21 protein-coding genes and 2 pseudogenes are annotated in these 21,335 nt (G+C 61.4%); 16 read left to right on the top strand and 7 right to left on the bottom strand.

What is annotated here, in order from left to right; genetic code table 11:
• The first annotated feature begins 38 nt into the window (after positions 1–38).
• The 11 genes from EFR00_RS07010 to EFR00_RS06960 all read left to right on the top strand — a co-directional run bounded on the left by EFR00_RS07010 (position 39) and on the right by EFR00_RS06960 (position 12,612).
• Entirely contained in the window at positions 39–980 is a 942-nt protein-coding gene (locus EFR00_RS07010) for a carbohydrate ABC transporter permease (protein ID WP_179363832.1), read from the top strand.
• Positions 977–1,792: a carbohydrate ABC transporter permease gene (locus EFR00_RS07005; protein ID WP_077989744.1), complete on the top strand. Its 816-nt coding sequence runs from the start codon at positions 977–979 to the stop codon at positions 1,790–1,792. The genes EFR00_RS07010 and EFR00_RS07005 overlap by 4 nt, the downstream gene beginning before the upstream one ends.
• A 61-nt stretch (positions 1,793–1,853) precedes the next feature.
• On the top strand, positions 1,854–2,201 hold the full coding sequence (locus EFR00_RS07000; RefSeq protein ID WP_077989785.1) for an ArsR/SmtB family transcription factor: 348 nt from the start codon (positions 1,854–1,856) through the stop codon (positions 2,199–2,201).
• Positions 2,194–2,697, top strand: a complete 504-nt coding sequence (locus tag EFR00_RS06995) for an SRPBCC family protein (protein ID WP_009993786.1) — start codon at positions 2,194–2,196, stop codon at positions 2,695–2,697. The genes EFR00_RS07000 and EFR00_RS06995 overlap by 8 nt, the downstream gene beginning before the upstream one ends.
• Before the next feature lie 125 nt (positions 2,698–2,822).
• Positions 2,823–5,432: an AMP-binding protein gene (locus EFR00_RS06990; RefSeq protein WP_077989745.1), complete on the top strand. Its 2,610-nt coding sequence runs from the start codon at positions 2,823–2,825 to the stop codon at positions 5,430–5,432.
• A gap of 108 nt (positions 5,433–5,540) precedes the next feature.
• Positions 5,541–8,537 carry an ATP-binding protein gene (locus EFR00_RS06985; protein ID WP_077989746.1) on the top strand — a complete coding sequence of 999 codons (2,997 nt, stop codon included), beginning with the start codon at positions 5,541–5,543 and terminating at the stop codon, positions 8,535–8,537.
• A gap of 9 nt (positions 8,538–8,546) precedes the next feature.
• On the top strand, positions 8,547–9,704 hold the full coding sequence (locus tag EFR00_RS06980) for a YcaO-like family protein (RefSeq protein ID WP_077989747.1): 1,158 nt from the start codon (positions 8,547–8,549) through the stop codon (positions 9,702–9,704).
• On the top strand, positions 9,694–10,458 hold the full coding sequence (locus EFR00_RS06975; RefSeq protein ID WP_077989748.1) for a TfuA-like protein: 765 nt from the start codon (positions 9,694–9,696) through the stop codon (positions 10,456–10,458). Before EFR00_RS06980 ends, EFR00_RS06975 begins: the two co-directional genes overlap by 11 nt.
• A gap of 42 nt (positions 10,459–10,500) precedes the next feature.
• Positions 10,501–11,721: a gluzincin family metallopeptidase gene (locus tag EFR00_RS06970; protein WP_077989749.1), complete on the top strand. Its 1,221-nt coding sequence runs from the start codon at positions 10,501–10,503 to the stop codon at positions 11,719–11,721.
• A 19-nt stretch (positions 11,722–11,740) separates the two neighbouring features.
• A complete protein-coding gene (locus EFR00_RS06965) occupies positions 11,741–12,214 on the top strand; it encodes a hypothetical protein (RefSeq protein ID WP_077989750.1) in 474 nt (157 codons plus the stop codon).
• A gap of 29 nt (positions 12,215–12,243) precedes the next feature.
• The gene (locus tag EFR00_RS06960; protein ID WP_077989751.1) at positions 12,244–12,612 is read left to right on the top strand and encodes a hypothetical protein; all 369 of its coding nucleotides are present in this window, start codon (positions 12,244–12,246) and stop codon (positions 12,610–12,612) included.
• Positions 12,613–12,634: 22 nt separating this feature from the next.
• Here the strand turns inward: EFR00_RS06960 and EFR00_RS06955 are convergent, their stop codons facing one another.
• The 5 genes and pseudogenes from EFR00_RS06955 to EFR00_RS33480 all read right to left on the bottom strand — a co-directional run.
• Complete coding sequence (locus tag EFR00_RS06955) at positions 12,635–13,531, bottom strand: sensor domain-containing diguanylate cyclase (RefSeq protein WP_009986653.1); 897 nt, start codon at positions 13,529–13,531, stop codon at positions 12,635–12,637.
• Between the two features lie 129 nt (positions 13,532–13,660).
• Entirely contained in the window at positions 13,661–14,155 is a 495-nt protein-coding gene (locus EFR00_RS06950) for a GNAT family N-acetyltransferase (RefSeq protein ID WP_077989752.1), read from the bottom strand.
• Positions 14,152–14,448, bottom strand: a complete 297-nt coding sequence (locus tag EFR00_RS06945) for a type II toxin-antitoxin system TacA family antitoxin (RefSeq protein ID WP_077989753.1) — start codon at positions 14,446–14,448, stop codon at positions 14,152–14,154. Before EFR00_RS06945 ends, EFR00_RS06950 begins: the two co-directional genes overlap by 4 nt.
• Positions 14,449–14,554: 106 nt before the next feature.
• Entirely contained in the window at positions 14,555–16,672 is a 2,118-nt protein-coding gene (locus EFR00_RS06940) for a carboxy terminal-processing peptidase (protein WP_077989754.1), read from the bottom strand.
• A gap of 127 nt (positions 16,673–16,799) precedes the next feature.
• Positions 16,800–17,036: pseudogene (locus EFR00_RS33480) on the bottom strand (hypothetical protein); the annotation flags it as partial.
• On the opposite strand from EFR00_RS33480, the gene EFR00_RS34030 reads away from it, so the two are divergent.
• The 4 genes from EFR00_RS34030 to EFR00_RS06905 all read left to right on the top strand — a co-directional run bounded on the left by EFR00_RS34030 (position 16,980) and on the right by EFR00_RS06905 (position 20,094).
• Positions 16,980–17,435: a hypothetical protein gene (locus EFR00_RS34030; protein ID WP_164519060.1), complete on the top strand. Its 456-nt coding sequence runs from the start codon at positions 16,980–16,982 to the stop codon at positions 17,433–17,435. The pseudogene EFR00_RS33480 and the gene EFR00_RS34030 sit on opposite strands and share 57 nt — an antisense overlap.
• A gap of 766 nt (positions 17,436–18,201) precedes the next feature.
• The gene (locus EFR00_RS06925; protein ID WP_077989756.1) at positions 18,202–18,975 is read left to right on the top strand and encodes a hypothetical protein; all 774 of its coding nucleotides are present in this window, start codon (positions 18,202–18,204) and stop codon (positions 18,973–18,975) included.
• Between the two features lie 547 nt (positions 18,976–19,522).
• On the top strand, positions 19,523–19,789 hold the full coding sequence (locus EFR00_RS06910) for a DUF1488 family protein (RefSeq protein ID WP_009992482.1): 267 nt from the start codon (positions 19,523–19,525) through the stop codon (positions 19,787–19,789).
• Positions 19,790–19,827: 38 nt separating this feature from the next.
• Complete coding sequence (locus EFR00_RS06905; RefSeq protein WP_009992481.1) at positions 19,828–20,094, top strand: BON domain-containing protein; 267 nt, start codon at positions 19,828–19,830, stop codon at positions 20,092–20,094.
• On the opposite strand, the gene EFR00_RS06900 is transcribed toward EFR00_RS06905, so the two are convergent.
• A complete protein-coding gene (locus EFR00_RS06900) occupies positions 20,089–20,382 on the bottom strand; it encodes a hypothetical protein (protein WP_077989757.1) in 294 nt (97 codons plus the stop codon). The genes EFR00_RS06905 and EFR00_RS06900 overlap by 6 nt on opposite strands.
• 454 nt (positions 20,383–20,836) lie before the next feature.
• Here EFR00_RS06900 and EFR00_RS06895 point away from each other — a divergent pair, with 454 nt between their 5' ends.
• On the top strand, positions 20,837–21,202 hold the full coding sequence (locus EFR00_RS06895; RefSeq protein WP_009996326.1) for a hypothetical protein: 366 nt from the start codon (positions 20,837–20,839) through the stop codon (positions 21,200–21,202).
• Between the two features lie 24 nt (positions 21,203–21,226).
• Here EFR00_RS06895 and EFR00_RS06890 read toward each other — a convergent pair.
• Positions 21,227–21,335, bottom strand: a pseudogene (locus EFR00_RS06890) (IS5/IS1182 family transposase); the annotation flags it as partial.

The following is a 21,335-nucleotide window of genomic DNA, read 5'->3' as shown; positions in this document are numbered from 1 at the left end:
TTCGAGAGAAGAACAATGAAGACCACAGGCGCGATGACATGACTGCGATCGATTTTCCCCTCGCTCGACGACGGGCCGCCTCAGCGACGGCCGATCACGGCATTTCGGCACACCGGCTCGTCCGCTGGCTGTGGATCTCTCCGATCCTGCTCGGGCTCGCCGCGACCCTGGTCTACCCCACACTCTTCCTGGTGGCCCTTGCGCTCAGCAAGAGCACGCTCGGCAAACCCTTCCGCAGCTTTGTCGGATTGCAGCATGTGCGGGAGGTCCTCCAGGATCCGCTGTTTGTGACCTCTGTGACTAAGAGCATCGCCTATGCTTTCGTCACGGCGAGCATCCAACTGGTTGTCGGCTTCCTGATCGCCTTGCTCTTCACCCGGCTCCTGAAGGCCGGACGGTTCCTGGTAAGCCTGATCCTGCTGCCGCTGATGACGCCGCCGGTGATGGTCGGAGTCGCATGGAAGTTGATCCTCGCGCCGGCCGGAGGGCTCCTGAACGGTCTCCTCCTGAACTTTGGCATTGTCGACGCACCCGTGAGCTTCCTCGGCGATCCGGTCTTTGCCTGGTTCGCCATCGCGGTCGCCGATGTCTGGCAATGGACGCCCTTCGTCGTCATCCTCAGCTTCGCCGCCCTTTCGACCATTCCCGAAGGCGTCCACGAGGCTTCGATCATCGATGGAGCGTCACCTCTGCAACGCTTCTGGCACATCACGCTTCCGCTCGTGGCGGCGCCGCTCTCCTCGATCTATCTCCTGAAGCTCATCCTCTCCTTCAAGGTCTTCGACCTCGTCTATGTCCTGACGTTCGGCGGTCCGGGCTTTGCCACCACGACGACCGGCTTCTCCATCTATCGCCGCGCATTGGAACAGTTCGATGTCGCCCGCGCCGCTGCCGAGACCCTGATCTACAGTCTGGTGATTGGCGCAGTGCTCTGGCCGGTCATCCGCATCCACCAGCATCTCGAGAGGAAAGACGCATGAAGATCAGGCGTTCCGATATCCCGCTCATTGCCGCGATCGCACCGATCTTCGTCTTCTTCACCCTGCCGATCGCCTATCTCGTGTCGGTGTCCTTCAAGACCAAGGACGACGTGCTGAGCGGCCGTTTCCTGCCGACGAGCCCGACGCTCGACAATTGGCCGGCCGCTTTCGAGGCCGCCCATCTCTCAGGGTTCATCGCCAACTCCGTTGCCGTCTCGCTGCTCGCCAGTGCCATGACTTTGCTGCTTACCCTGCCGGCCGCCTACGCCGTGCTGCGGCTCGGCATCGGCGGCAAGTGGCTGGGTGATCTCACTCTGTCGAGCTACATGGCGCCGCCGATCGTGGCTCTCATTCCGCTGTTCTATCTTCTCAAGGCAACCGGGCTCCTCAACACCCATGCCGGCCTGGTGACGCTCTACGGCTTTGCCAATATCCCCGTCGCCTTCTGGCTTCTCACGCCGTTTATCCGGCGCATGCCGCTGGAGATCGAACAGGCGGCGGCACTCGACGGAGCCGGCCCTCTTCGGATCCTCGTCCATATCGTCGTACCGATCATTGTACCGGGCATCGTGGCGACGCTGATCATCGTCTCGGTCCTCGCCTATAACGAGTTCCTGTTTGCCTCCGCCTTCACCTTTTCCGATGAGACGCGCACGCTTCCTGTCGGCATCTCGCTTTTCCAGGGGGATCGGCTGGTCAATTTCGGCCAAATGGCAGCCGCCTCGCTCGCCGGCATCGCACCGGTCTATCTGGTGGCGCTCTTCCTGCAGCGCTATCTCGTGGCAGGGCTGGCCCATGGCGGCCTCAAATGATCACCGCAGACGGCTCGAAACGCTTGCGTTTCCCGCGCGAACAGGATACATACTGAACCAGATGGTTCAGTATGTAAGTCCTCCCCTCGATCTCTCGTTTGCGGCGCTGTCCGATGCGACCCGCCGCGGGATCATCGATCAGCTTGGGCGGGGGGACGCGTCGATCACCAGTCTCGCGGACACGTTCCAGATGACGCTGACCGGCATGAAGAAGCACGTCCAGGTTCTCGAGCGGGCGGGGCTCGTCGTCACGCAGAAGGTCGGGCGGGTGAGAACCTGCAAGCTCGGGAAACGCGGCCTCAAGGCGGAGGCCGAGTGGATCGAGGCGCATCGCAAGCTCTTCGAGGCCCGCTTCGAAGCATTGGACGAAATCATCAGCGAGATGCAACAGGAGGGAAGCGATGACTGAGCAGGTAAACGGTGCAGGTGGCGCGCAGTACCGCACATCGGTCGAGCGCAGAGGGGATCGCGAACTCCTGGTAACCAGGACATTCGATGCGCCGCCGGGCACGGTTTACAGGGCGTGGAGCCAGCCCGAGCTGTTCCAGCGCTGGTGGGTGCCGAAATCGGTGCCCGGCATTTCGCTCGTATCGTGCGAGATGGACGTCCGCACCGGCGGCAAATATCGGCTGGAATTCGGCGCCGGCGGTTCGGGCACCATGGCCTTCTATGGCAAGTATCTCGAGGTGGTGCCGAACCAGCGCATCGTCTGGACCAACGACGAAGGTGAAGAGGGCGCGATCACGACGGTGACCTTCGAGGACCAGAGCGGGAGGACACTCCTGACCTTCCACGAAGTCTATCCGTCCAAGGAGGCGCTTGAGGAAGCGCTGCAGGGCTCGGCGGTCGCATTGCCGGAGCAATTGGAGCAGCTCGACGAATTGCTTGCCAGCATAGGCAAGTAGCGCCGGTCGGGAATCCGCCTCGGGGAGCCAAAAGGCCCCATGGGCTATGTAGCCGTAAATTACTTGACTGCGATTATCAGGGATTATACGCGCTTCGGCCAGTTTCTGCCATTCGAAGCGCGAGCATGACCCCCGCCGACCTGTTTCCTGAAATCGCTCGCGCCGATCAGCGCCCGGCCCTTATCTTCGCCGACGGACGGACGCTCTCCTACGGCGACGTCAATGCCCGGACGCTGCGTTTTGCCGAGCGGCTGGGACGCGGGGATAAGCGGCTTGTGGCGATTTCGGCTGACGTTTCGGAACATGTGATCGTCGCCTATCTCGGCGCGCTGCGCGCCGGCCATGCAGTGGCGATGCTGCCGCCCTGCGATGACAGGCTGTGGCAAGAGTTTCTGGCTGCCTTTCGGCCTGATTTCACCTACCGCCCCGCCGGCGGCCGCTGGCGGCTCGTCCGGGAAAGCCGGCCCGGGCAACGCGACGCGCCGCTGCATCCGGATCTCGCATTGCTGCTGATGACCTCAGGCAGTTCCGGGCTCGCGAAAGCCGTGCGTCTTTCCTATGCCAATCTTGACGCCAATGCGCGCGCGATTGCCGGTTATCTCGAACTCTCCCCTGCCGACAGAACCGCGCTCGTCCTGCCGCTTCACTATTCCTACGGCCTCTCCGTCCTCCATTCCCACCTCGTTGCCGGCGGCAGCATCTTCATTCCAGGCGTCTCCGTGGTGAGCGAGGATTTTGCAAGACTGCTCGACGAAAGCGGCTGCACCAATCTTTCGGGCGTGCCCTATTCCTATGAGCTGATGGAAAGGACGCGCTTCCGAAGCCACGAGCTGAAGGCGCTGCGCTTCATGACAGTGGCCGGCGGGCGGCTGGCGCCCGAACTTATCCGCCTCTACCGCGACCATATGCGCGCAAACGGCGGCCGCTTCTTCGTCATGTACGGCCAGACCGAGGCGGCCGCCCGCATCGCCTTCGTGCCGCCGGAAAGCCTGGCCGACAATGAGGAGCGGATCGGCATCGCCATTCCCGGCGGCAGCCTCAGCCTCGTCGGCGATGACGGGCATCCGCTCGACCGACCTGACGTTGCCGGAGAGCTCGTCTATGCCGGCCCGAACGTGATGATGGGCTACGGCGCCGAGCGCGCCGATCTTCAGCGCGGCGCCGAGGTCGCGGCATTGAAGACCGGCGATATCGCCATGCGCGACGAGGACGGTTTCTTCCGGATTGTTGGCCGCAAGAGCCGTTTCGCCAAGGTCGCCGGGCTCCGGATCGGCTTCGACATCATGGAACAGGTTCTGGCCGAGGAGGGAATCGCGACTGCCGTTGTCGGTGACGATCACGGTCTGCAGGCCTATGTGACAGATGCCGCTTCCGCCGATCGGGCGCTCGGAATGCTCGTCGAGGCGAGCCATCTTCCGGCGAGCCTGGTCGCCGTCAGTGTGCGACGAGAGCTCCCGAGGCTTGCCTCCGGCAAGATCGACTATGCCGGCCTCCACGAGGAGATGCTGGCGACGCGCGAGACGAGACGAGCCGCGGCGGTCAGCGTGCTCGATGCCTATATCAGGGTCTTCTACCCCCACAATGTGAGCCGCAGCGACAGCTTCGTCTCGCTCGGCGGCGATTCCCTCCGCTTCCTGCAATTGACGATGGAACTCGACAGGCTTGGCATCGAGCTGCCGGAAGGCTGGGAGCAGACGGCCATCGCCGAGCTCGATATCGGCCCGCAGGTTGCACGGACTGACATCGCAGAGGTCAGGGCGCTGCCGACCGATTTGGTGCTGAGGGCGATCGCCATCCTGCTCGTCGTCACCCATCACGAAATGCTCTGGCCCATCCCCGGCGGATCGGGCGTGATGCTGCTCCTCGTCGGCTTCAGCCTGGCACGTTTCCAGTCGGGCCATTTCCTCGCCGGCAATTTTCGCCAGGCGCTGCGGCCGGCAATCAATGTTCTCTTTCCCTATTTTCTCATCGTTGCCGCCTATGGGCTCGCCTGGCGTACTGTTCCCTGGGCCTCGGTTACGCTGACCGGCAATTTCGGCTATGCCGAGCCGGAGCGCCACGAGATGCTTCCCTATCTCTACTGGTTCATCGAAGCCTATGCGCAGACGCTTCTGGTCTTCTCACTGATTTTCGCCGTGCCTGCGGTACGAAGGCTGGCGCGATCGCAACCCTTCGTCTTCTCGCTCGCCCTCCTGGCGCTGGCGGTCACAGCGCGGTTTTCGCTGCCGCTCCTCTTCGATGTCGGCAGGCGGCAGATTTTCACCATCTACTGGGGCCTGCATCTCGGCATGTTCGGCTGGTGCGCGGGCCTGGCCGGCAAGAAGACGCAACGGATCATCCTGACGGCGGTTGCCGCCGCCGTGCTCGGTTATCTCGCCTTCTGGGAAACGCTCTGGATCGGAACGACGGTCAAATATCTGACGATCTTCGCTGCATTTCTCGCCCTTCTCTACCTGCCGCGCATTCACTTGCCCGTGCGGCTGGGGCGTCTCGTGAGCCTGAGCGCCGTCTCGGCCTTTCCCACCTACCTGCTGCACCGTTTCGTGCCGGAACTGCTGATGCCGCAGACAGCGGCCGTGCTGCCGGTTCCCCTCTTTCATCTGCTGGCAATATCAGGTGGCCTGGCGCTCGGCGTCGTCGCCAACAAAATCGCGGCCGACCTTCGCAATCTGCTTGGCGGGATAGCAATGGCCCGCGGAACAGGCGGACGTACTGTCATGGCGGAGACTGCCTGAACCGCAAGCGAATAGCAGAATATATTAGCATCACCGCACGAAAAGCTTGCATGCAGGCATTAAATCGGATGTCCTGAACACGGCTTCAGTGGTGTTGGGCGCCCCGCTATGAAAACCCTCGACGCACGAATTCGGTTTACAGGTGAGCGGCGACAGGTCACGGCCCTATTCTATGACATTGTCGGTTCGACGGAGCTTTTGCTGCGCAGCGAACCGGAGAAATTCTTCCGATCGGTTTCGGCGTTACATCAGAGCGCCGAAACGATCATCCGGAAACACGGCGGATTTCTTCATCAGCGGCTCGGCGATGGCGGATGCTGCTTCTTCGGCTATCCCGAGCAATCCGAAGATGCCGCCGAAAGCGCGGTGCGGGCCTCGCTGGAGCTGCTGCGCATCGCGGCGGCCGGGGCCAAGGGCAAGGCGCGCACGCCCTTCCGGCTGAGGATCGGCGTTGCCACCGGCCTTGTCGTCTTCTCGACAGAAGGTGACGAGATCGTCGGCGCGGCGCCGGTTCTGGCGGCGCGCCTGCAAGCCGAGGCCGAGCCCAATTCAGTGCTTGTCGCCGATTCCACCGTTCAGCTGACACGGCACAAATTTGATTACGCCCTGTTGCGGGAGGCGAGGCTGAAAGGCTTTGTCGAGCCGATCGGGCTCTGGCGCCCGCAGGAGCGTGATCCTGCGGCCGGGGAACCGGCGCCATCTGCGGAGCCGGACCGGCCTATTCGCGGCAGGGAAAGAGAGCTTGCCGCTCTTGCGAGCGCCTGGAATTCGGCGCTCGAGAGCAAGGGCAGCCTGATCGCCGTGGTCGGCGAGGCGGGTATCGGCAAATCCCGGCTGGTCGGCGAATTCGCTCGAAATCTGCAGGCAACCCAGCATGAGGCCGTGGTCTTTCAGTGCGGCAGGCGGCTGGAGAGCCAGCCGCTGCATCCGTTCGTTTCGTTTCTCGAGCGGCTCGTCGGCGACGCTTCGGTTCTGAAGGATGGCAACATCAGCGCCTTCATGCGGGCGCTTCAGGCATCCGGCCGAGAGGTGGACGCAGCCGCGGTCGAGACGATCCTCGCATTCACCGCCGACCAATCTGCGGCGCCGTCGCGCAATATTCGTGTCTCCGATCTGGCCGGGCGCGCCTTCCGGCGCAAGGTCATCGAAGCGGCCGCCGGCGTGCTGACATGCAAAGCGCCCGACGTTCCGACGCTGCTCATTTTCGAGGATGTGCACTGGGCCGACGACATGACGCTGGAGCTGATCGACCGGCTGGGGGCGCTGGCGGTCGGGCTGCCGCTGCTCATCGTGCAGACATCGCGGATCAGACGATCCCTCGCGCTCGCAACCGAGATCGAGCTGTCGGGCCTGACCGCTGCTGCTGTTCGCGATCTCGTCGCCTCGATCTGGCGCGAGCATCCCCCGCCCGGCCTGTCGGATTTCGTTCTCGATCAATGCGATGGCATGCCGCTTTACGCCGAAGAGCTGACCAATTTCCTGCGTGAACGGCAGCCGCTCGGCAAGTCGCTGTCCGAGTGGAAAGGGCTGCTGCGGGAAGGCGGCGTCTCCTCGCTCAATGATCTGCTGTCCGCCCGACTGGCAGCGACCGGTTCGGCGCGGCGGGCGGCGCAATTTGCCAGCGTCATCGGCCGCGAATTCAGCATTTCGCTGCTAACCTACCTTCTCGAGGGCGTGAGCCGCCAGAAGGTCGAGACCGACATCGAGCGGCTTCTCGCTCAGGGCATCATCGAGCCCTCTTCCGTCACGCATGGCTCCTTTCAATTCCGGCACGTGCTGGCGCAGGAGGCGGCCTATGGCAGCCTATTGAGGAGCGACCGGCGTCGCATCCACAGGCGGATCGCCGATCGCCTGATCGGCGAGGCGAAGCCGAGCCTGCCGTCAGCGATCGCCGCCTGGCAATGTGCCGAGGCGGGCCTGCATGATGCAGCCGCCCGATTTGCCCTGGCGGCGGCGGAAGCCTGCGTGCTTCGCTCCGCCATGCGCGAGGCAAATGTCTCGCTGGAGCTCTGCGGGCGGGAGATCGACAGCCTGTCGCGGCGCCATCCCGACCGCACCGAGCTCGCCTTGAGCCTGTTCGAACTGCGAGGCGTCGTGGCGGCAGCCCTCGAGGGCGAGGGTTCGCAGAGCGCCCGCCGGGTCTATTCCCGCGCCATGCAGCTCCTGAAGAAACAGCCGCCGGCCGTTCGGATGAAACACTTCCCGGTCTATTGGGGATGGTGGTTCACGGCGCCGAATATTCTGACGCAGCAGTCGCGCGCGCGGGTTGTCGTCGGCGACATGCAGGCGGTCGAGGATCGGGAGACGAGGCTGCAGTCCTATCATTGCGGCTGGGCGACGAGCTTCCATGCCGGCGAGCACGCCTTCTGTCTCGATTGTGTCGCCAAGGGCCTCGATCTTTACGAGGCCGACAGCGCGGTGCGCAATCGCGCCTTCTTCGGCGGACATGACGCAAAGGTCTGCGGGCTGGGCGAGAGCGCCCTCTCCTACCTGCTGCTCAACGAAACCGGCGCCAGCGAGGATGCGATCCGAGAATGCCTGGAATGGGGGACGGCGACCGATCACGCCGGGAGCATGGTGCATGCGCTCTACTACGCCATGGTGCTTGCCCGCTGCCAGAGCCGATATGCCGAGGTCCACGCGCTGGGCGAACGGATGCTGTCGCTCGCCGAGCGGCACGGGCTGGCGGCAAGCCAGGCGCGAGCCAATATGTATTGCGGCTGGGCTGAGCTGATGAGCTCACACGCGGGACGCGGCGAGGCGCGCTTCGAGGCCGGTCTGCTGCTGCAGCAGCAATTGGGCACCGACGATAATTTTTCCATGCACAGCGACATGCATGCGCAGGTGCTGCAGCGGCTCGGCAAGCCTGCCGAAGCGCTGGCAATCGTCCAGAATGCCATCAATGTCGGGCGCAGCAGCGGCCAGTGGTTCTGGCTCGGCGAACTCTATCGCCTCAGCGCCAAACTGAAGGGCGATCTCAACGGTGCGCCGTCATCAATCAGAAGAGACCTCACGCGCGCGATCCAGATTGCCGAGGGACAAAAGGCCGCCTGGCTGGCCGAAAGGGCAAAGAGCAGCCTGGATGGACTGCTTGGCTCGAGATAGAGGGATGCGATGGACATAGGGATGCTCGATAACATCGCCGATATCCTCGCTGATACCGAGCCCCCCTCGCCTCCCGATCCCGGGCAGACGGTGCAGCATATCCTCGCGCGCAAAGCGGAATACGGCATCACCCGGCTTGGTTCGATCACCGGGCTCGACCGGATCGGCGTCCCGGTCGTCCAGGTCGTGCGGCCGCGCTCACGCTCCGTCACCGTCAGCCAGGGCAAGGGGCTGACCTTTCCCCTGGCGGCGATCTCGGGCCTGATGGAGTCGCTGGAAGGCTGGGCCTCGGAGCGGATTGAGCCGGAGCGTACCTTCATGGCAAGCCTGCGCGACATGAACTCCCGGGGAGACTGGTCGCATCTCGGCATCGGCCGCGACGAGGAGATTCTCTCCTGGATTGACGGGCTCGATCTCCTTTCGGGGGGGCAAATGGCGGTTCCGCTTGCCCTCGTCGATACCGCCTATCTCGTCCCGTCGCCGCATCCCCATTGGATCGCCCGCGACACGACGGGCCTCGCCGCCGGCACGAGCCTGCAAGGCGCCGTCCTGCATGCCTGCCTGGAAATTCTGGAACGGCAGGCGCGCTGCACGGCGATGAAGACGCCGCATTTCTTCGACCGCTTCCAGATCGATAGCCGGTCGGTGCAATCGGGAAGCGCCGGCTACATCATGCAGCGGCTCGCCCAAACAGGTTTTGTCGTCGGAATCTGGCAGATCCCGGCGCCGCACGCGTTGCCGGTCTATTGGTGTCACGTCATGGAAGATGCGAGCCAAGCCCCCTTTGCGCCTTTGCCGGCGGAAGGCTTCGGCTGCGATTTCAGCCATGATACGGCGCTGACAAGCGCATTGCTGGAAGCCTGCCAGTCCCGCCTCGGCGTCATCTCTGCGGCGCGCGACGATATCAGGACGGAGCTTTACGGCCATGCCGACGTGAGCGAACTGGCCGCGTGGCGCGAACAACTCGCAAAAGGCGGCCGCTCCTATGCCCCCGGTTCCGACGCCGGCGACCGGTCCCTACGGCCGGTCATCGAGGCGCTGAAGCTGGCGGGCGCGCATGCGGCCGCTCTTGTCGTTCTTCATTCCGATGATCGCGTCCCACTTCACGTCGTACGCGTCGTTGCGCCGCCGCTGGAAACCAATCCGGAGGCCGATCTTGCGCGATGACATCGTGGTTTTTCTCGGCCCGACCCTCTCCGAGACGCAAGCCCGGACCTATCTGGATGCGGTCTATCGTCCTCCCGTCGGCTGCGCGGATGTCGTGCGGGCCGTGGCCGAATATACGCCCGCGGCGATCGTGCTGATCGACGGCGTCTTCGGAGAGCTTCCGGCGGTCCGCCACCAGGAAATCCTCTGGGCGATGACCCGCGGCGTGCGCATCTACGGCGCCGCCAGCATCGGCGCGCTGCGGGCGGCCGAACTCGCGCCTGAGGGCATGATCGGCCATGGACTGATCTACCGCTGGTACGGGAGGCACCCGCTCGCCGACGATGCCGACGTGACGGTGCCGATGGCGCCCGCCGCACTCGGATCACGCGCATTGGGCGACGCCCTCATCGACATCAGGCTGACGCTCAAAGGAGCCGAACGCGCCGGCGTCATCGACAGACGCCTGCGATGCGATCTCGAAACGCTGGCGCGCGCGCTTCACTTCAGCGAACGATCATTCGCCAGGCTTCTGACGGCGGCCGAAAACAACCATGCCCCGGCCGGCGCGCTTCAAGCACTAAAGGCTTGGCTGAAAATTGGGGCTGCAAACCAGAAAAGGACCGATGCGGTAAATCTGCTCACATATCTGGCCAAGCAAAATATCAGCAGTCCGAATAAACCCATTCATCGCGAGTTTGAACTTACGGAATCATTCGCCAACGACATGGAATACTACAACATGCTCGGTACTGTCTTGTCGAAAGGCACGTAGTACTGGTATAGTCGACGATCGCTTGACGTTGGGCAACGAGCGGTGGGGGCAGCATTGGATGCCATCACGCATAACGAGGGCGCAGGACAAGGGGCAGCTGCAGAGCGGCCGCTTGGGACACGTTTCCTTGTCTTTCCCCAGCCATCCTTCATTCCCGGCTACGAAAAACCCGAAGTGGTGTGGATCGGACCTTCGGCAGGGCCGATCCTTGCGGGGCCGTCCGACGCCCGCATCTATGTGGCAAATCCGCTCGAGGCAAAATCGCCCTATGCCGCGCCTTATATTCCACCCTATCCCGGCCTGCTGCAGCCGCCGGCCGAGCCCGGCCCCGACGGCCATTTTGATCACATCGGGCCGGGCGCACCGGGCTTCCTTGCGACCCATAGCTATGCCTGCACCCGCCGCGTCCTCGACATCTGCGAGAGCTATCTCGGCCGCTCGATCGTCTGGTTCTTCCAGCCGACGCTGGAACGGCTGGAAATCGTTCCCTGCATCCCGCATTGGCAAAATGCCCAATCCGGCTTCGGCTTTCTCGAGCTCGGCGAAAGCGAGGAGCACGGCCGGGCATCCTGTTTCGCGCTGAATTTCGATGCGGTCGCCCATGAAATGGGCCACCTCATTCTGCTCAGCGAACTCGGCATCCTCGAAAGCGACGGATCGGGCTGCGATTTCTTTGCCTATCACGAAGCGATCGCCGATTTCATCTCGCTGCTCGGACTGCTGCACTTCGACACGGCGCTCGACCGACTGCTGCGCCGCACCGGCGGCAATCTGCTGCTGCACAACGAACTCGATAAATTCGCCGAGCTCAGCGACGAGAAGCAGGTCAGATCGCTCAACAATTCGCTTCGCATCGGCGATGTCAGCCAGGAAGTGCACGACCGGTCAAAACCCTTTGCAGCTGGCCTCTTCGACTGCCTAATCGAGGTCTACCAGTCGCTGCTGTTCGAGCGCGGACTTTCGGATATCGATCCGAGGCGCTTCAGCAATCTGCGCCAACAAATGGCGCCGGCGCTGATGGAAGAAGCACTGCACGGATCGGCAGCATCCTACGAGCTGATGCATTTCGCCGCGAAAGCCGCGCTGCAGGAGGCGCGCGACGTCATCGGCGAAGCGCTCATTCGCTCCTGGAAATACCTCGATCCCGACAGCCTGACCTTCGAAGCGGCGGCCCTGGCCTTCCTCGAGGCGGCGAGCCGCGGGCGCGGGATCTCCTATCTCGACCAGCTTGACGATTGCATGAGGTGGCGCGGCATTCTCTAACCAACGACGGGAGGCATCGATGACAGACGACAGCGTTCCAGCACCCTCACTTTCTGGGCGCCGCTATAAAGCGGATGAGGTTATACTTTACGGCATAGATTTGAATGATGCCAACGGCATCGCCCATCTGGATGTCGGGCTTGTGAGTAAAGCAGAGCTGCAAGTAAAGCTGCATGCCGGAAGAGTAACCGGCTACACAGTGCTTGCTTATGGCTACGCTTTCGAGGGCCATTGCTACAGGCTGGATTCAACCCGCATCTTTATTATCACCGGCCCAGAAGCCGAGGAGGCCAAGGGCTGCGGCTTTGACAAAGATCTGGGTTACAAAATGTGGCGGATCACCGCATCTGAACAAATCCTCGAAATCGCGACGGCCTTTGGTGACGCAAGGAGCCTCATTCTGGATTCGCAGTTACCAGGCAAGAGGTCGCCTAGTTCCTACGCCATCACCCTTAGAATGGCGCATCGCAATGGTCGCCTCAATAACGAGTAGGTCGAGTCTACAGCAACGGGAGGGCAATTATGCCATATAAGGTTGATGTTTACATTTCGAAAGCCTACGCATCGCTCACAGTGAAGGACTGGGTTAGCGATAGTCCCTGCGTGGACACTAAGACGGGTACGAAACTCGAGAAGGTTGCCGTAAATCACCCGACTACCTTCTATGTACTGATCGGGCATAGTAATGGCGTGGGCGGCGTCACCGTTTACGAGACGGTACCAAATGTCGATCCGGTGCCCTCCGATTACCAAATTCCGCTTGAACTCGATGAGGCCGGAAAAATCACGTTCCCCAAACCAATGCGCGCGTTGCAAAGCGATCTCGACAACCTTGACGCCACGGTGACGGCTTTAACGCAGCAAATCGCGGGCAATAAACGCGGGAAGTAGCGAGTCCCAACACACTGAGACCCTACGCCGCCCGCACCCTGTCCCGACCGCTCAGCTTGGCGTCATAGAGCGCCTGGTCGGCGCGCCGGTAAAGCTCCGAGGCGGTGTCGGTCGGCAGACTGGCGGCGATGCCGGCGGAGCAGGTGTAGCTGAAGTCGGGCGAGTCGGCGAGCGGCCGCGAGAAGCGGATCACCGTCAGCATGCGCTCGACTATGGCCAAGGCGTCTTCCGGGTCGGTCGACGGCATGACGAGAAGGAATTCTTCGCCGCCGACCCGGCCGAAACAGTCGTTGCGGCGAACATTCTGATGGATGCGATGGGCGAAATCGCGGAGGACGAGATCGCCGGCGTGGTGGCCGAGCCGATCGTTGATGCGCTTGAAATTGTCGATGTCGAAGACGGCGAGGCAGCCGCTGCCGCCGGTCCGGGCGGCGGCCAGCATGTCGTCGACGCGGGCCATGACGAAGCGGCGGTTGGCGACCCCGGTGAGTTCGTCGGTGTAGGACGCCTTGATCGCCTGATCGCGATCCTGCCGGACTGTCCTGCCCTGCGCTCTCAACCGGGTGATGTCGCTGGCGATGCACAGCATCCAGCCATTCTGCTGGACCGTCTCCGTCATCCACAGCCAGCGGCCGTCGCTGAGATCCGTCTCGAAGGCGCGATAGCCGATCTTTCCGCGGCGCGACTGGGTCGAGCGCAGCCACGCCTCGAAATCATCGGTCCGAAGGACCGTGCCCCGGTTCAGCTCGAAATTGCGCCGCATGAGATCCGGCCAGAGCGGCGTCTCATCCGGCTCGATGAAGTAGGCCGAACGAAAGGCGCTGTTGGCATATTGCAGCCGATCATCGCCGTCATAGACCGCAATCAGCGTTTCGGTTTGTGCGGAAAGGTTGAGAAGCTGTTCGACGCGCGCGTCCATACCGTACCCTGTCTGGTTGCCCTGGCATGACATGGCGCAGAAATCTTACGAGGAAAGGGCCGGTTGCGGCAAGCGAAGGCGCCACCCGTGATTACGGAAACGTCAACAAACAGCGCGTCGCGACCGGCTTCAGCGCAGCGCGCTGTTGAGATCATGCAACCCGACCATCAGCATCATGGGATCGGATGGCGAGGGCAGGAAGCCGACCGCCTCATAGAAGGCGCGCGCGCCGTCGGAAATCGCATGCACCAGCAGACCGCGGATTCCGAGGATTTCTGCGGCGTTGAGCAGGCGCAGGCCCGCATCGCGCACCAATGCCCTGCCGATACCGCGCCCCTGGTGGGATTGATCGATGGCGAGGCGGCCGAGCACGGCAACCGGAACCGGATCGGGCATGTTCCGCCGAAAACGGCCAGGCGCTTCCGGCTGCCGCACCGCCCCGGAGGCGAGCGCGTAATAGGCGATGACCCGGTTTCCCCGGCAGACGACGAAGGTGCGCGACGCGCCGCCTGCCTGATTGGCGCGGGCGCGGCGACGCAGCCACTCATCCAGTTCATCCACGCCGGAATTGAATTCGGCCAGCTCGTGATGATCGGCCAACGGCGCCGGCGGGCTGAAAGTCACGCTTCATCCCATGGCGCTTTGGTCAACATCGTCCGTTTCAGACGCTCATTGGGCTCAGCCGGCGCATCAAGGCGGGCAAGATATTCGGCATAGATCTCGGGGCTGACCGTGAATACGGTCCGGTCGAGCAACACCTCCTCGGCGCGCCGCTCCGAAGCCTCCAGCATGAAATCCGTGCGTGTCTTGCCAAGCAGCTCGGCGGCGCGGTCGATCAAATTGCGGGTCGCGGGCTTGATGCGCATATTCAGCGGCACGCTTGCCTCTGAATTTTTGTTTGTAGACGAGGCGGGCACGGGAAACTCCTGTCTGGAGCTTTACAAATAGCGTAACGACACCATCTTTACAAGCATCGTAAAGATATCGCCGTTACGCTATCCCTCGTTCGCGCGGGGCAGGCCCTTAGTTTCCCTTGGTCTTTCCCGTTTGTGTCGTCGCTGCGTTGACGCCGCCCTGCTGCAAATCCGCCTCGTCGCCAACAATGGCGGCCGCTTCGTCGAGCAGGACGTCCTTGGCCTTCTTGCGGGCGTTTTCCATGGCGATATCGGCGCTGAGGCTGCGCTCGTCTGATTGCAGGCCGTCATCCCCGGTCGGATCCTCGCCGTCGCTCGCCTCCGCCCGGTCCTTGAACCGCTTCTCGCGAGCCGCCGCTTCCTTGCGGCGTTCGGCTTCGTTCAGCGACACGACGCCTTTTTCGCGCTGCGCCTTCAGCTCGGCAATATCCTCGATCAGCCGCTGGAAATCCGGATCGCTCTTGACCCGCGCCTCATGACGGCTTTGCAGGGAAGGCAGCAAGGCCGTGACATCGCCTTCCGGCGTATATTTCGCCGGCTTGATCTCTGCCCAGGGCAGGGCATTGTCATAACTCGTCTCGCCGAAGCTGCTGGGATCAGAGAGCCCGGGCAGGCTGATATCGGGGGTGACGCCGCGCAGCTGCGTTGTGCCGCCATTGACCCGGAAGAACTGCGAAATCGTCACCTTCAGCTCGCCGAGCTCCGGCTTGCTGTTGTGAACCACCTCGTCGAGATCGACGACCGTCTGCACCGTGCCCTTGCCGAAGCTCGGTTCGCCGATGATGACGCCGCGCCCGTAATCCTGGATGGCCGCGGCAAAGATTTCCGATGCCGAGGCCGAACCGCGATTGATCAGCACGCCCATCGGGCCCGTCCAGGCGGGGGCTGAAAAATCCGCGCTCTTCACCACGATCTTGCCATTGCTGGCGCGCTGCTGAACGACCGGGCCCTTGCCGATGAAGAGGCCGGTGAGATCGATCGCTTCGTCCAGTGAGCCGCCGCCATTGTTGCGCAGATCGATGAGAACGCCGTCGACATTCTCCTGGCTCAGCTCGTCGAGAAGTTTGGCGACGTCGCGGCTGGCGCTCTTATAATCCTTGTCGCCTTTGTTCTTGGCGTCGAAATCCTCATAGAAGACTGGCAGGGTGATGATGCCGATCTTGCGCGTGGCGTCACCCGCCTTGACCGACAGCACCGTCTTCTTGGCGGCCTGCTTGTCGAGGCTGATCTTATCGCGCACCAGGCTGACGACGCGATGCGTGGCATCGGCGCCGGCATCGGCCGGCAGGATATCCAGGCGCACGACCGAGCCCTTCTTGCCGCGGATCATCTGCACGACTTCATCGAGGCGCGTGCCCACCACTTCCTTGATCGGCCCGTCCTTGCCCTGGCCGACGCCGGTGATGCGGTCGCCGACGGCAAGCTTGCCGGAGAGCTGCGCCGGGCCGCCGGGCACGAGCTCACGGATCGTCGTGTAATCGTCGCGCTCCTGCAGCACCGCGCCGATGCCGAACAGCGAAAGCTTCATCGAGACATTGAAATCGGCCGAGGCGGCCGCGCCGAAATAATCCGTGTGCGGATCGACCGCGTTCGAATAGGCATCCATGAACGACTGGAAAACATCGTCGCTCTTGAACTTGTAAGCGCGCTCGAGCGTGTTTTCATAACGCTTGTCGAGCGTTTCGCGAATGGCGGCATCGGTCTTGCCGCCGAGCTTCAGCCGCAGCCAGTCGCTCTTGACGCGCTTGCGCCAAAGCTCGTTGCTCTCGGCTTCCGACTGCGGCCAGGGCGCCTTCTCGCGCAGCACCGCATACTCTTCTTTCACGCTGAAATCGAAACCCTGCTTGAGCAGGCTGCGCGCATAGATCATGCGATCGGCAACGCGCTGCTCATAAGCATTGAAGATCGCAAACGGGATCTTCAGATCCTTCCGCTCGATCGCATCGTCGATCTTGCTGCGGTCCGCCATGAACTTGTCGATATCGGCCTGCAGGAAGAGCATGCGGTCGGGATCCAGCGACTTGATGAACCCATCCATCACCCGCGCCGACAAGGCGTCATCGAGCGCCACCGGCTTGTAGCTATAGCGCGACAGAAACTGCGCGCTCAACAAAGCCGCATCCGCCTGCCGCTCCAGCGGCTTCAAAACAGGCGGCGGTGCAACTTCAGCATATGCGGACGGCGCAATTGCAACAAATGCACCAAGAAAAACGTAGGCTATGCGCATTCAGCGTGGATCCAATTCTTATGCTGCTTTGTCGATGGGTGATTTAGGTGGCGCAATTATGGTATTTTGGCAAGCAGCTGGCAAACGGGATGCGTCTGGGGAGCCATTTTAATATTCGGCCGGGAGGCAGCCACATCTTACCGGCCATGGTGATACCGTGCTGCTCCTTGCGTCCCCCCGTCCGAATCGAGACTGCGCAGCAGTCCGCGCTCCAACAATGAGCCTAAGGTCGCCGACGTCACAAACTTGACCTTTTGCGGCCGCTCCCCAAATCGGTCGCTCTTGCGTCGGTGATGGAGGCATCGCGATGCGTCCATTTATTCGCCTCCCGTGGAAAGAGGTCGCCTTCTTTGGCGAGCTTCAAGCCTCTGATCTGGGCGGTGTCAGCGTGATTGTTTTCGCTGTTAGCCTGGCACTGGTAGAAATATCGGAAATTGTCGCCTACGGTCCCTCTGCTGCGCTCGAAGGATCCAGAGACAGCGGCCAAACAGGTCGCATTGGCACCACCGCCTCACGACTTCCGGCGCGTCAGCGGATATGCCTCGGCTTCATAGAGTTTGCGCATCTGCAAACCATCGAAGCGCGCCTCCTCGACTTCGAGCACGGATCCTCGAAGGAGAGAGGCCGGCATGTCCTCGATCGCAAAGCGAAGAGCTTCGGCGACGGAATCAAACCTTTTGTAAGCGAGGCTGCTTTTTCTCTTAATCGTCTTGCACGGGTAAAGCCCCGCGCCGGCACTATAGTCGAAAACGGCCATAACTGATCCTCACGATTGGAGCGATTGTCGAGGACAGTTGATCATCACCGTCCTGTCTGCGGTATCAACGAAAAAAAGAAGTCAGGCCAACCGTTCAGCAGACGCTGCTGCATCTTGGCGTATCTCTCGCCTCCGGGAACTTATCTGCTGAGGAATCCTGCCGGACGAACACATCCGAAACAAACCGCTCCAGCCAGTATGGCGAAATTCGCAACGTTCGCAAAATCAGGGTTTGCCAAGCAACCGACGCAGCCGGGAGGATCAGGTAGCCGAAAGGCTGAAAACGTGCAGTTTATGTAAGGGTTTGATCAGCCTCTTTCAAGGCACCACATGAATAGCAAACCTTGCTTGCCAAAGGCGGAAATGAAGCCCAGAGTGCGATGTCGGCGGCAACTGGTCAGGGCGCTGCCGCCTGAGGGACATGCGCGCGCCCTAGCCCCGACAAGAGGAGGACGCGATGACGTCCCGATCCTCACATGCCTGCTTCCTGCTTTATTTTCAGAAAATGCTCCTGAACGCCAACGGCGAAAGCAGGCACAATCCATGCAATCGGGAAGTCCATCGGGCCTTTCCGATGGTTCGCAAGAGACGGCAGCTTCATGGCTCGTCACTTGTCGGTCGTGAGATACGTCCGACGCCCATTTTTCCTGAGAAAGCTCCCGAGAAAAAGTAAGGCTCTGGTAGCTTCGCACCGTATCTGTCTTCCCTCTTTAACCATCAGCGTTGTATCTCGGATCTGGAGATCGCAGATGCAGGCCTTTGGAGACAACTCATGCGCCAATCATATTACAGAGCGCTGGCCCTCACGATGACCGTCCTCCTGCAAACTGCATCGGGACTCAGCTCCTCGGCGTTCGGCCAGACCGCAAGGCCGGTGCCTGAAAATGCTCAGGCAAGCCGCTACGGCTCCGGCTGGACATGCAACGGTGGTTTTCGAAGGCAGGATGACACCTGCTTCGAGGTGCAGCTTCCCGACAACGCGTTCCTGACGAACTCCTCCTTTGGCAATGGCTGGGATTGCCATTACGGCTTTCTCGAGAAGGGGGATCGGTGCCTCGCCGTCCAAATTCCGACCAATGCATATCTCGACCCATCTTCCGGCGACCGCTGGAGATGCCTGCGTGGATACCGTCAAACCAATGTGGGTTGCGACCTTATTAAGGTCCCGGAGAAAGCATTCCTGTCCGAAACCACCACAGGATCCGGCTGGGAATGCGAAAGAGGTTATCGCGCGACACAACAAGCATGCCTCAAGCTCGAACTCCCCGCCCACGCCTATCTGACAACCGGCGGAAATGAGTGGAGGTGCGATAGAGGCTTTGAAAAGAAGGATCAGGCGTGTGTCGCCGTCCAGGTTCCGGAGAATGCCATCTTCGTCGACACGCCCTACGGGCAAAAATGGAAATGCGACCGAGGCTTCCAGACGAGGAGCAATCAATGCCTGCAGGTCAAGCTTCCCGAAAACGCACATCTTAACTCGGCGGGCAACGGCTGGGACTGCAATCGTCCGTACCATCTTCGCAGTGGTGCCTGCATGAGCGATTAAAGATCAGCCGAAGTCCACTGTCCGGCGCCTCCCTCGCTCTCAAAATGGCTGATGATATCAGCCTGCACTTTTTTGCCTTTCGGAAAGCAACGACTGAACGCCTGGGACGGACCTGCAGACGCAGAGCGTCAGATCCCGAGGCTTATCGCCGGCAAGTTCGATGCAATCATCTGCAGCATGTCGGCGACGGCCAAGCCCGAGGAGATCATCGCCTTCAGCGATTCCTACAGAATTAAGCTTAGGTAAGCGCGCTTAATAGCGGGAACCATAGTCACCGCCTCAAGCGCAGACGGCTAGCCACCCGGCCTACATTGCAATTCGAATGCCGCGCCCCATATTTCTATAGGAGCGGAACTGCGAAGCTGCAGCCGTTTGCGGGAATTCAGGCGCCCCGCAGGAGGATGATGGTGTTTCTGCATCCGTAGCACACCGGCAGTTTGACCAGCCCTGCCGCGTCTTAGGCGAGACCGGCTACTCCGTCCCCAACAGCATGTTCTTGCTACAGTCCGAATGGATTGGGCATTACTGACCCTCCGGGAGCGAATGCGTGACACTGACCTTTCCCAATAAAAGCCGTAGTTTTGATGAGAGCCGGAATGCGGTCCGCTTCTCCGGTTATGACGGCATGTTCGAGGTGCGGTTTTTAGTCGAAGCTAACGCCTTGCGGACCGCGAGCCAGCCCGGCCGCTCCGAGGACGAGTGCCTGAGAGCCTTCGACATGGCGCGCGAGATCATTCTGGAAGCCGCCACCCATGCCTACGGCCGCGGCGGCAAAGACCGATACACCCTGACGGCGCAGGATATCCGCCGGTAGACTTTTACACCCGGCAATGCCGTGCAGGAGACGAACCCATGTCAGTCGACAGAAAACATCTCAGTGTCGCGGGCCGCGTGGCGACCCGCTGTCCCGACCAGGGCGATCTTGAATCGGCCGTCTACAGCGCGCTCGCCCATGCCGGCGATCTCGACCCCAGCTATATCTTCGTCACCGCGCGCGGCCGCGACATCACGCTGGCCGGATGGGTGCATTTGAAAGCGGAGGTGTCACGGGCTGAGGAGATTACACTGAGAACCAACGGCGTGCGCAAGGTTCACAATGAACTGTCGCCGGAATTATGAGGCAAGTCCGTCCGGCGTCGCGTTCGCAGCTGCCAAGAGATCAGCGAGGGCCATCGGCTCGATCCGGACGATCCTGCGCAAGCGGTTCCCCTCTGCAATCGACGGCAGATGAATGTAGGTCGCGACGCGGCGGTAGGCAAGCCACGACAGGCCTTCGATCGGCTCCTCATCCTGCTCGATCTTGTAGTCGCCTGCCGGATGCATCTCGCCAACAAGATCGGGAAGCGCGAAAGGGGCGGAGAAGTGGACGATGGTGTCCGTCGTGCGTGTGGATGATATGTCGGACATGGTGAAAGGCTCCAGTTGAAGGCGGTTAGCCAAGACCCGCTGAATACTTCCTTCCGGGCATTGGCATGGCGATCGGAATTCGGAGCGATGATAGTCCTCAGGTCTCTGACACGGACGAGAGCCACAGGGCCAAACGACGATAGGAGACTTCTACGCCCCAATTGCGTCACAACTGGGACGAAATCCTAAATTGAAGGTTTTATTCAGATTTACTGGTCAAATATAAAATATTATCCTGGATAAAATTAAATTAAACTAGCCGCAGAATAAAGCCGTCTTCGCCTTTTTATTGCGTTATTTTCCTGAAATACATAATCCAGCAAGTCCAAAGATCGGAATTTGCAGAATATATACACAACCTTCCCCAGCCTGCTCGACAAGCAGGAGGCCGGCCACGAAAGCGCGTCCCGCGCGAACGGCAGGCTCATGACTTCATGAAAAAAGAGGCATTCAAATGTCGAGACATAACAACGCCAAGTTCCTTACCGCCAGTGACCGCCACGACTTCGGCGCTAACGCAAAGCGACCGGACGGCAATCCCTCCGCGAAGGAATTGATCGCCTATGCCGTCGCCGCACGCACGGACCTCGCCGTGCCGGCCGAGGAAGCGCGCGCAGTTGAGGAACTGCGTGAAGCAAAGAACTTGCGGCATCGGTTCACAAAGCGCCGAAGCACTGAGGCCGATGATAAGAGTCTGGCTGTCCGGGATCTTCCTACGATGGGAGAACTCGAGCAGGCGCGGACCGATCACAGCAGGAAGATCGCCACCCGGGAAGCCGAGAGGCGTGCCGAGGAGCCTGACGAAAAAGCCGGCGAGTGAACGAGGACTAGGTCGTGTGGACAGTTATCTGATCCATAGCATTGTCGCCGCGATAGTGACGACGGCGAGGTAGTTTTCGGCGGTTTTCTCGAAGCGCGTCGCGACCCTTCTGAACTGCTTGAGTTTAGAAAAG

Source organism: Rhizobium sophoriradicis, assembly GCF_003939025.1.
Taxonomy (GTDB): domain Bacteria; phylum Pseudomonadota; class Alphaproteobacteria; order Rhizobiales; family Rhizobiaceae; genus Rhizobium; species Rhizobium sophoriradicis.
The sequence above is the reverse complement of the archived record's forward strand: the minus strand, read 5'-3'. Positions and strand labels throughout refer to the sequence as shown.

Coding starts and splice junctions, on each gene's coding strand:
- EFR00_RS07010 (WP_179363832.1), top strand. CDS start 39: ATGACTGCGATCGATTTTCCCCTCGCTCGACGACGGGCCGCCTCAGCG.
- EFR00_RS07005 (WP_077989744.1), top strand. CDS start 977: ATGAAGATCAGGCGTTCCGATATCCCGCTCATTGCCGCGATCGCACCG.
- EFR00_RS07000 (WP_077989785.1), top strand. CDS start 1,854: ATGGTTCAGTATGTAAGTCCTCCCCTCGATCTCTCGTTTGCGGCGCTG.
- EFR00_RS06995 (WP_009993786.1), top strand. CDS start 2,194: ATGACTGAGCAGGTAAACGGTGCAGGTGGCGCGCAGTACCGCACATCG.
- EFR00_RS06990 (WP_077989745.1), top strand. CDS start 2,823: ATGACCCCCGCCGACCTGTTTCCTGAAATCGCTCGCGCCGATCAGCGC.
- EFR00_RS06985 (WP_077989746.1), top strand. CDS start 5,541: ATGAAAACCCTCGACGCACGAATTCGGTTTACAGGTGAGCGGCGACAG.
- EFR00_RS06980 (WP_077989747.1), top strand. CDS start 8,547: ATGGACATAGGGATGCTCGATAACATCGCCGATATCCTCGCTGATACC.
- EFR00_RS06965 (WP_077989750.1), top strand. CDS start 11,741: ATGACAGACGACAGCGTTCCAGCACCCTCACTTTCTGGGCGCCGCTAT.
- EFR00_RS06960 (WP_077989751.1), top strand. CDS start 12,244: ATGCCATATAAGGTTGATGTTTACATTTCGAAAGCCTACGCATCGCTC.
- EFR00_RS06955 (WP_009986653.1), bottom strand. CDS start 13,531: ATGGACGCGCGCGTCGAACAGCTTCTCAACCTTTCCGCACAAACCGAA.
- EFR00_RS06940 (WP_077989754.1), bottom strand. CDS start 16,672: ATGCGCATAGCCTACGTTTTTCTTGGTGCATTTGTTGCAATTGCGCCG.
- EFR00_RS34030 (WP_164519060.1), top strand. CDS start 16,980: ATGCGTCCATTTATTCGCCTCCCGTGGAAAGAGGTCGCCTTCTTTGGC.
- EFR00_RS06925 (WP_077989756.1), top strand. CDS start 18,202: ATGCGCCAATCATATTACAGAGCGCTGGCCCTCACGATGACCGTCCTC.
- EFR00_RS06905 (WP_009992481.1), top strand. CDS start 19,828: ATGTCAGTCGACAGAAAACATCTCAGTGTCGCGGGCCGCGTGGCGACC.
- EFR00_RS06900 (WP_077989757.1), bottom strand. CDS start 20,382: ATGTCCGACATATCATCCACACGCACGACGGACACCATCGTCCACTTC.
- EFR00_RS06895 (WP_009996326.1), top strand. CDS start 20,837: ATGTCGAGACATAACAACGCCAAGTTCCTTACCGCCAGTGACCGCCAC.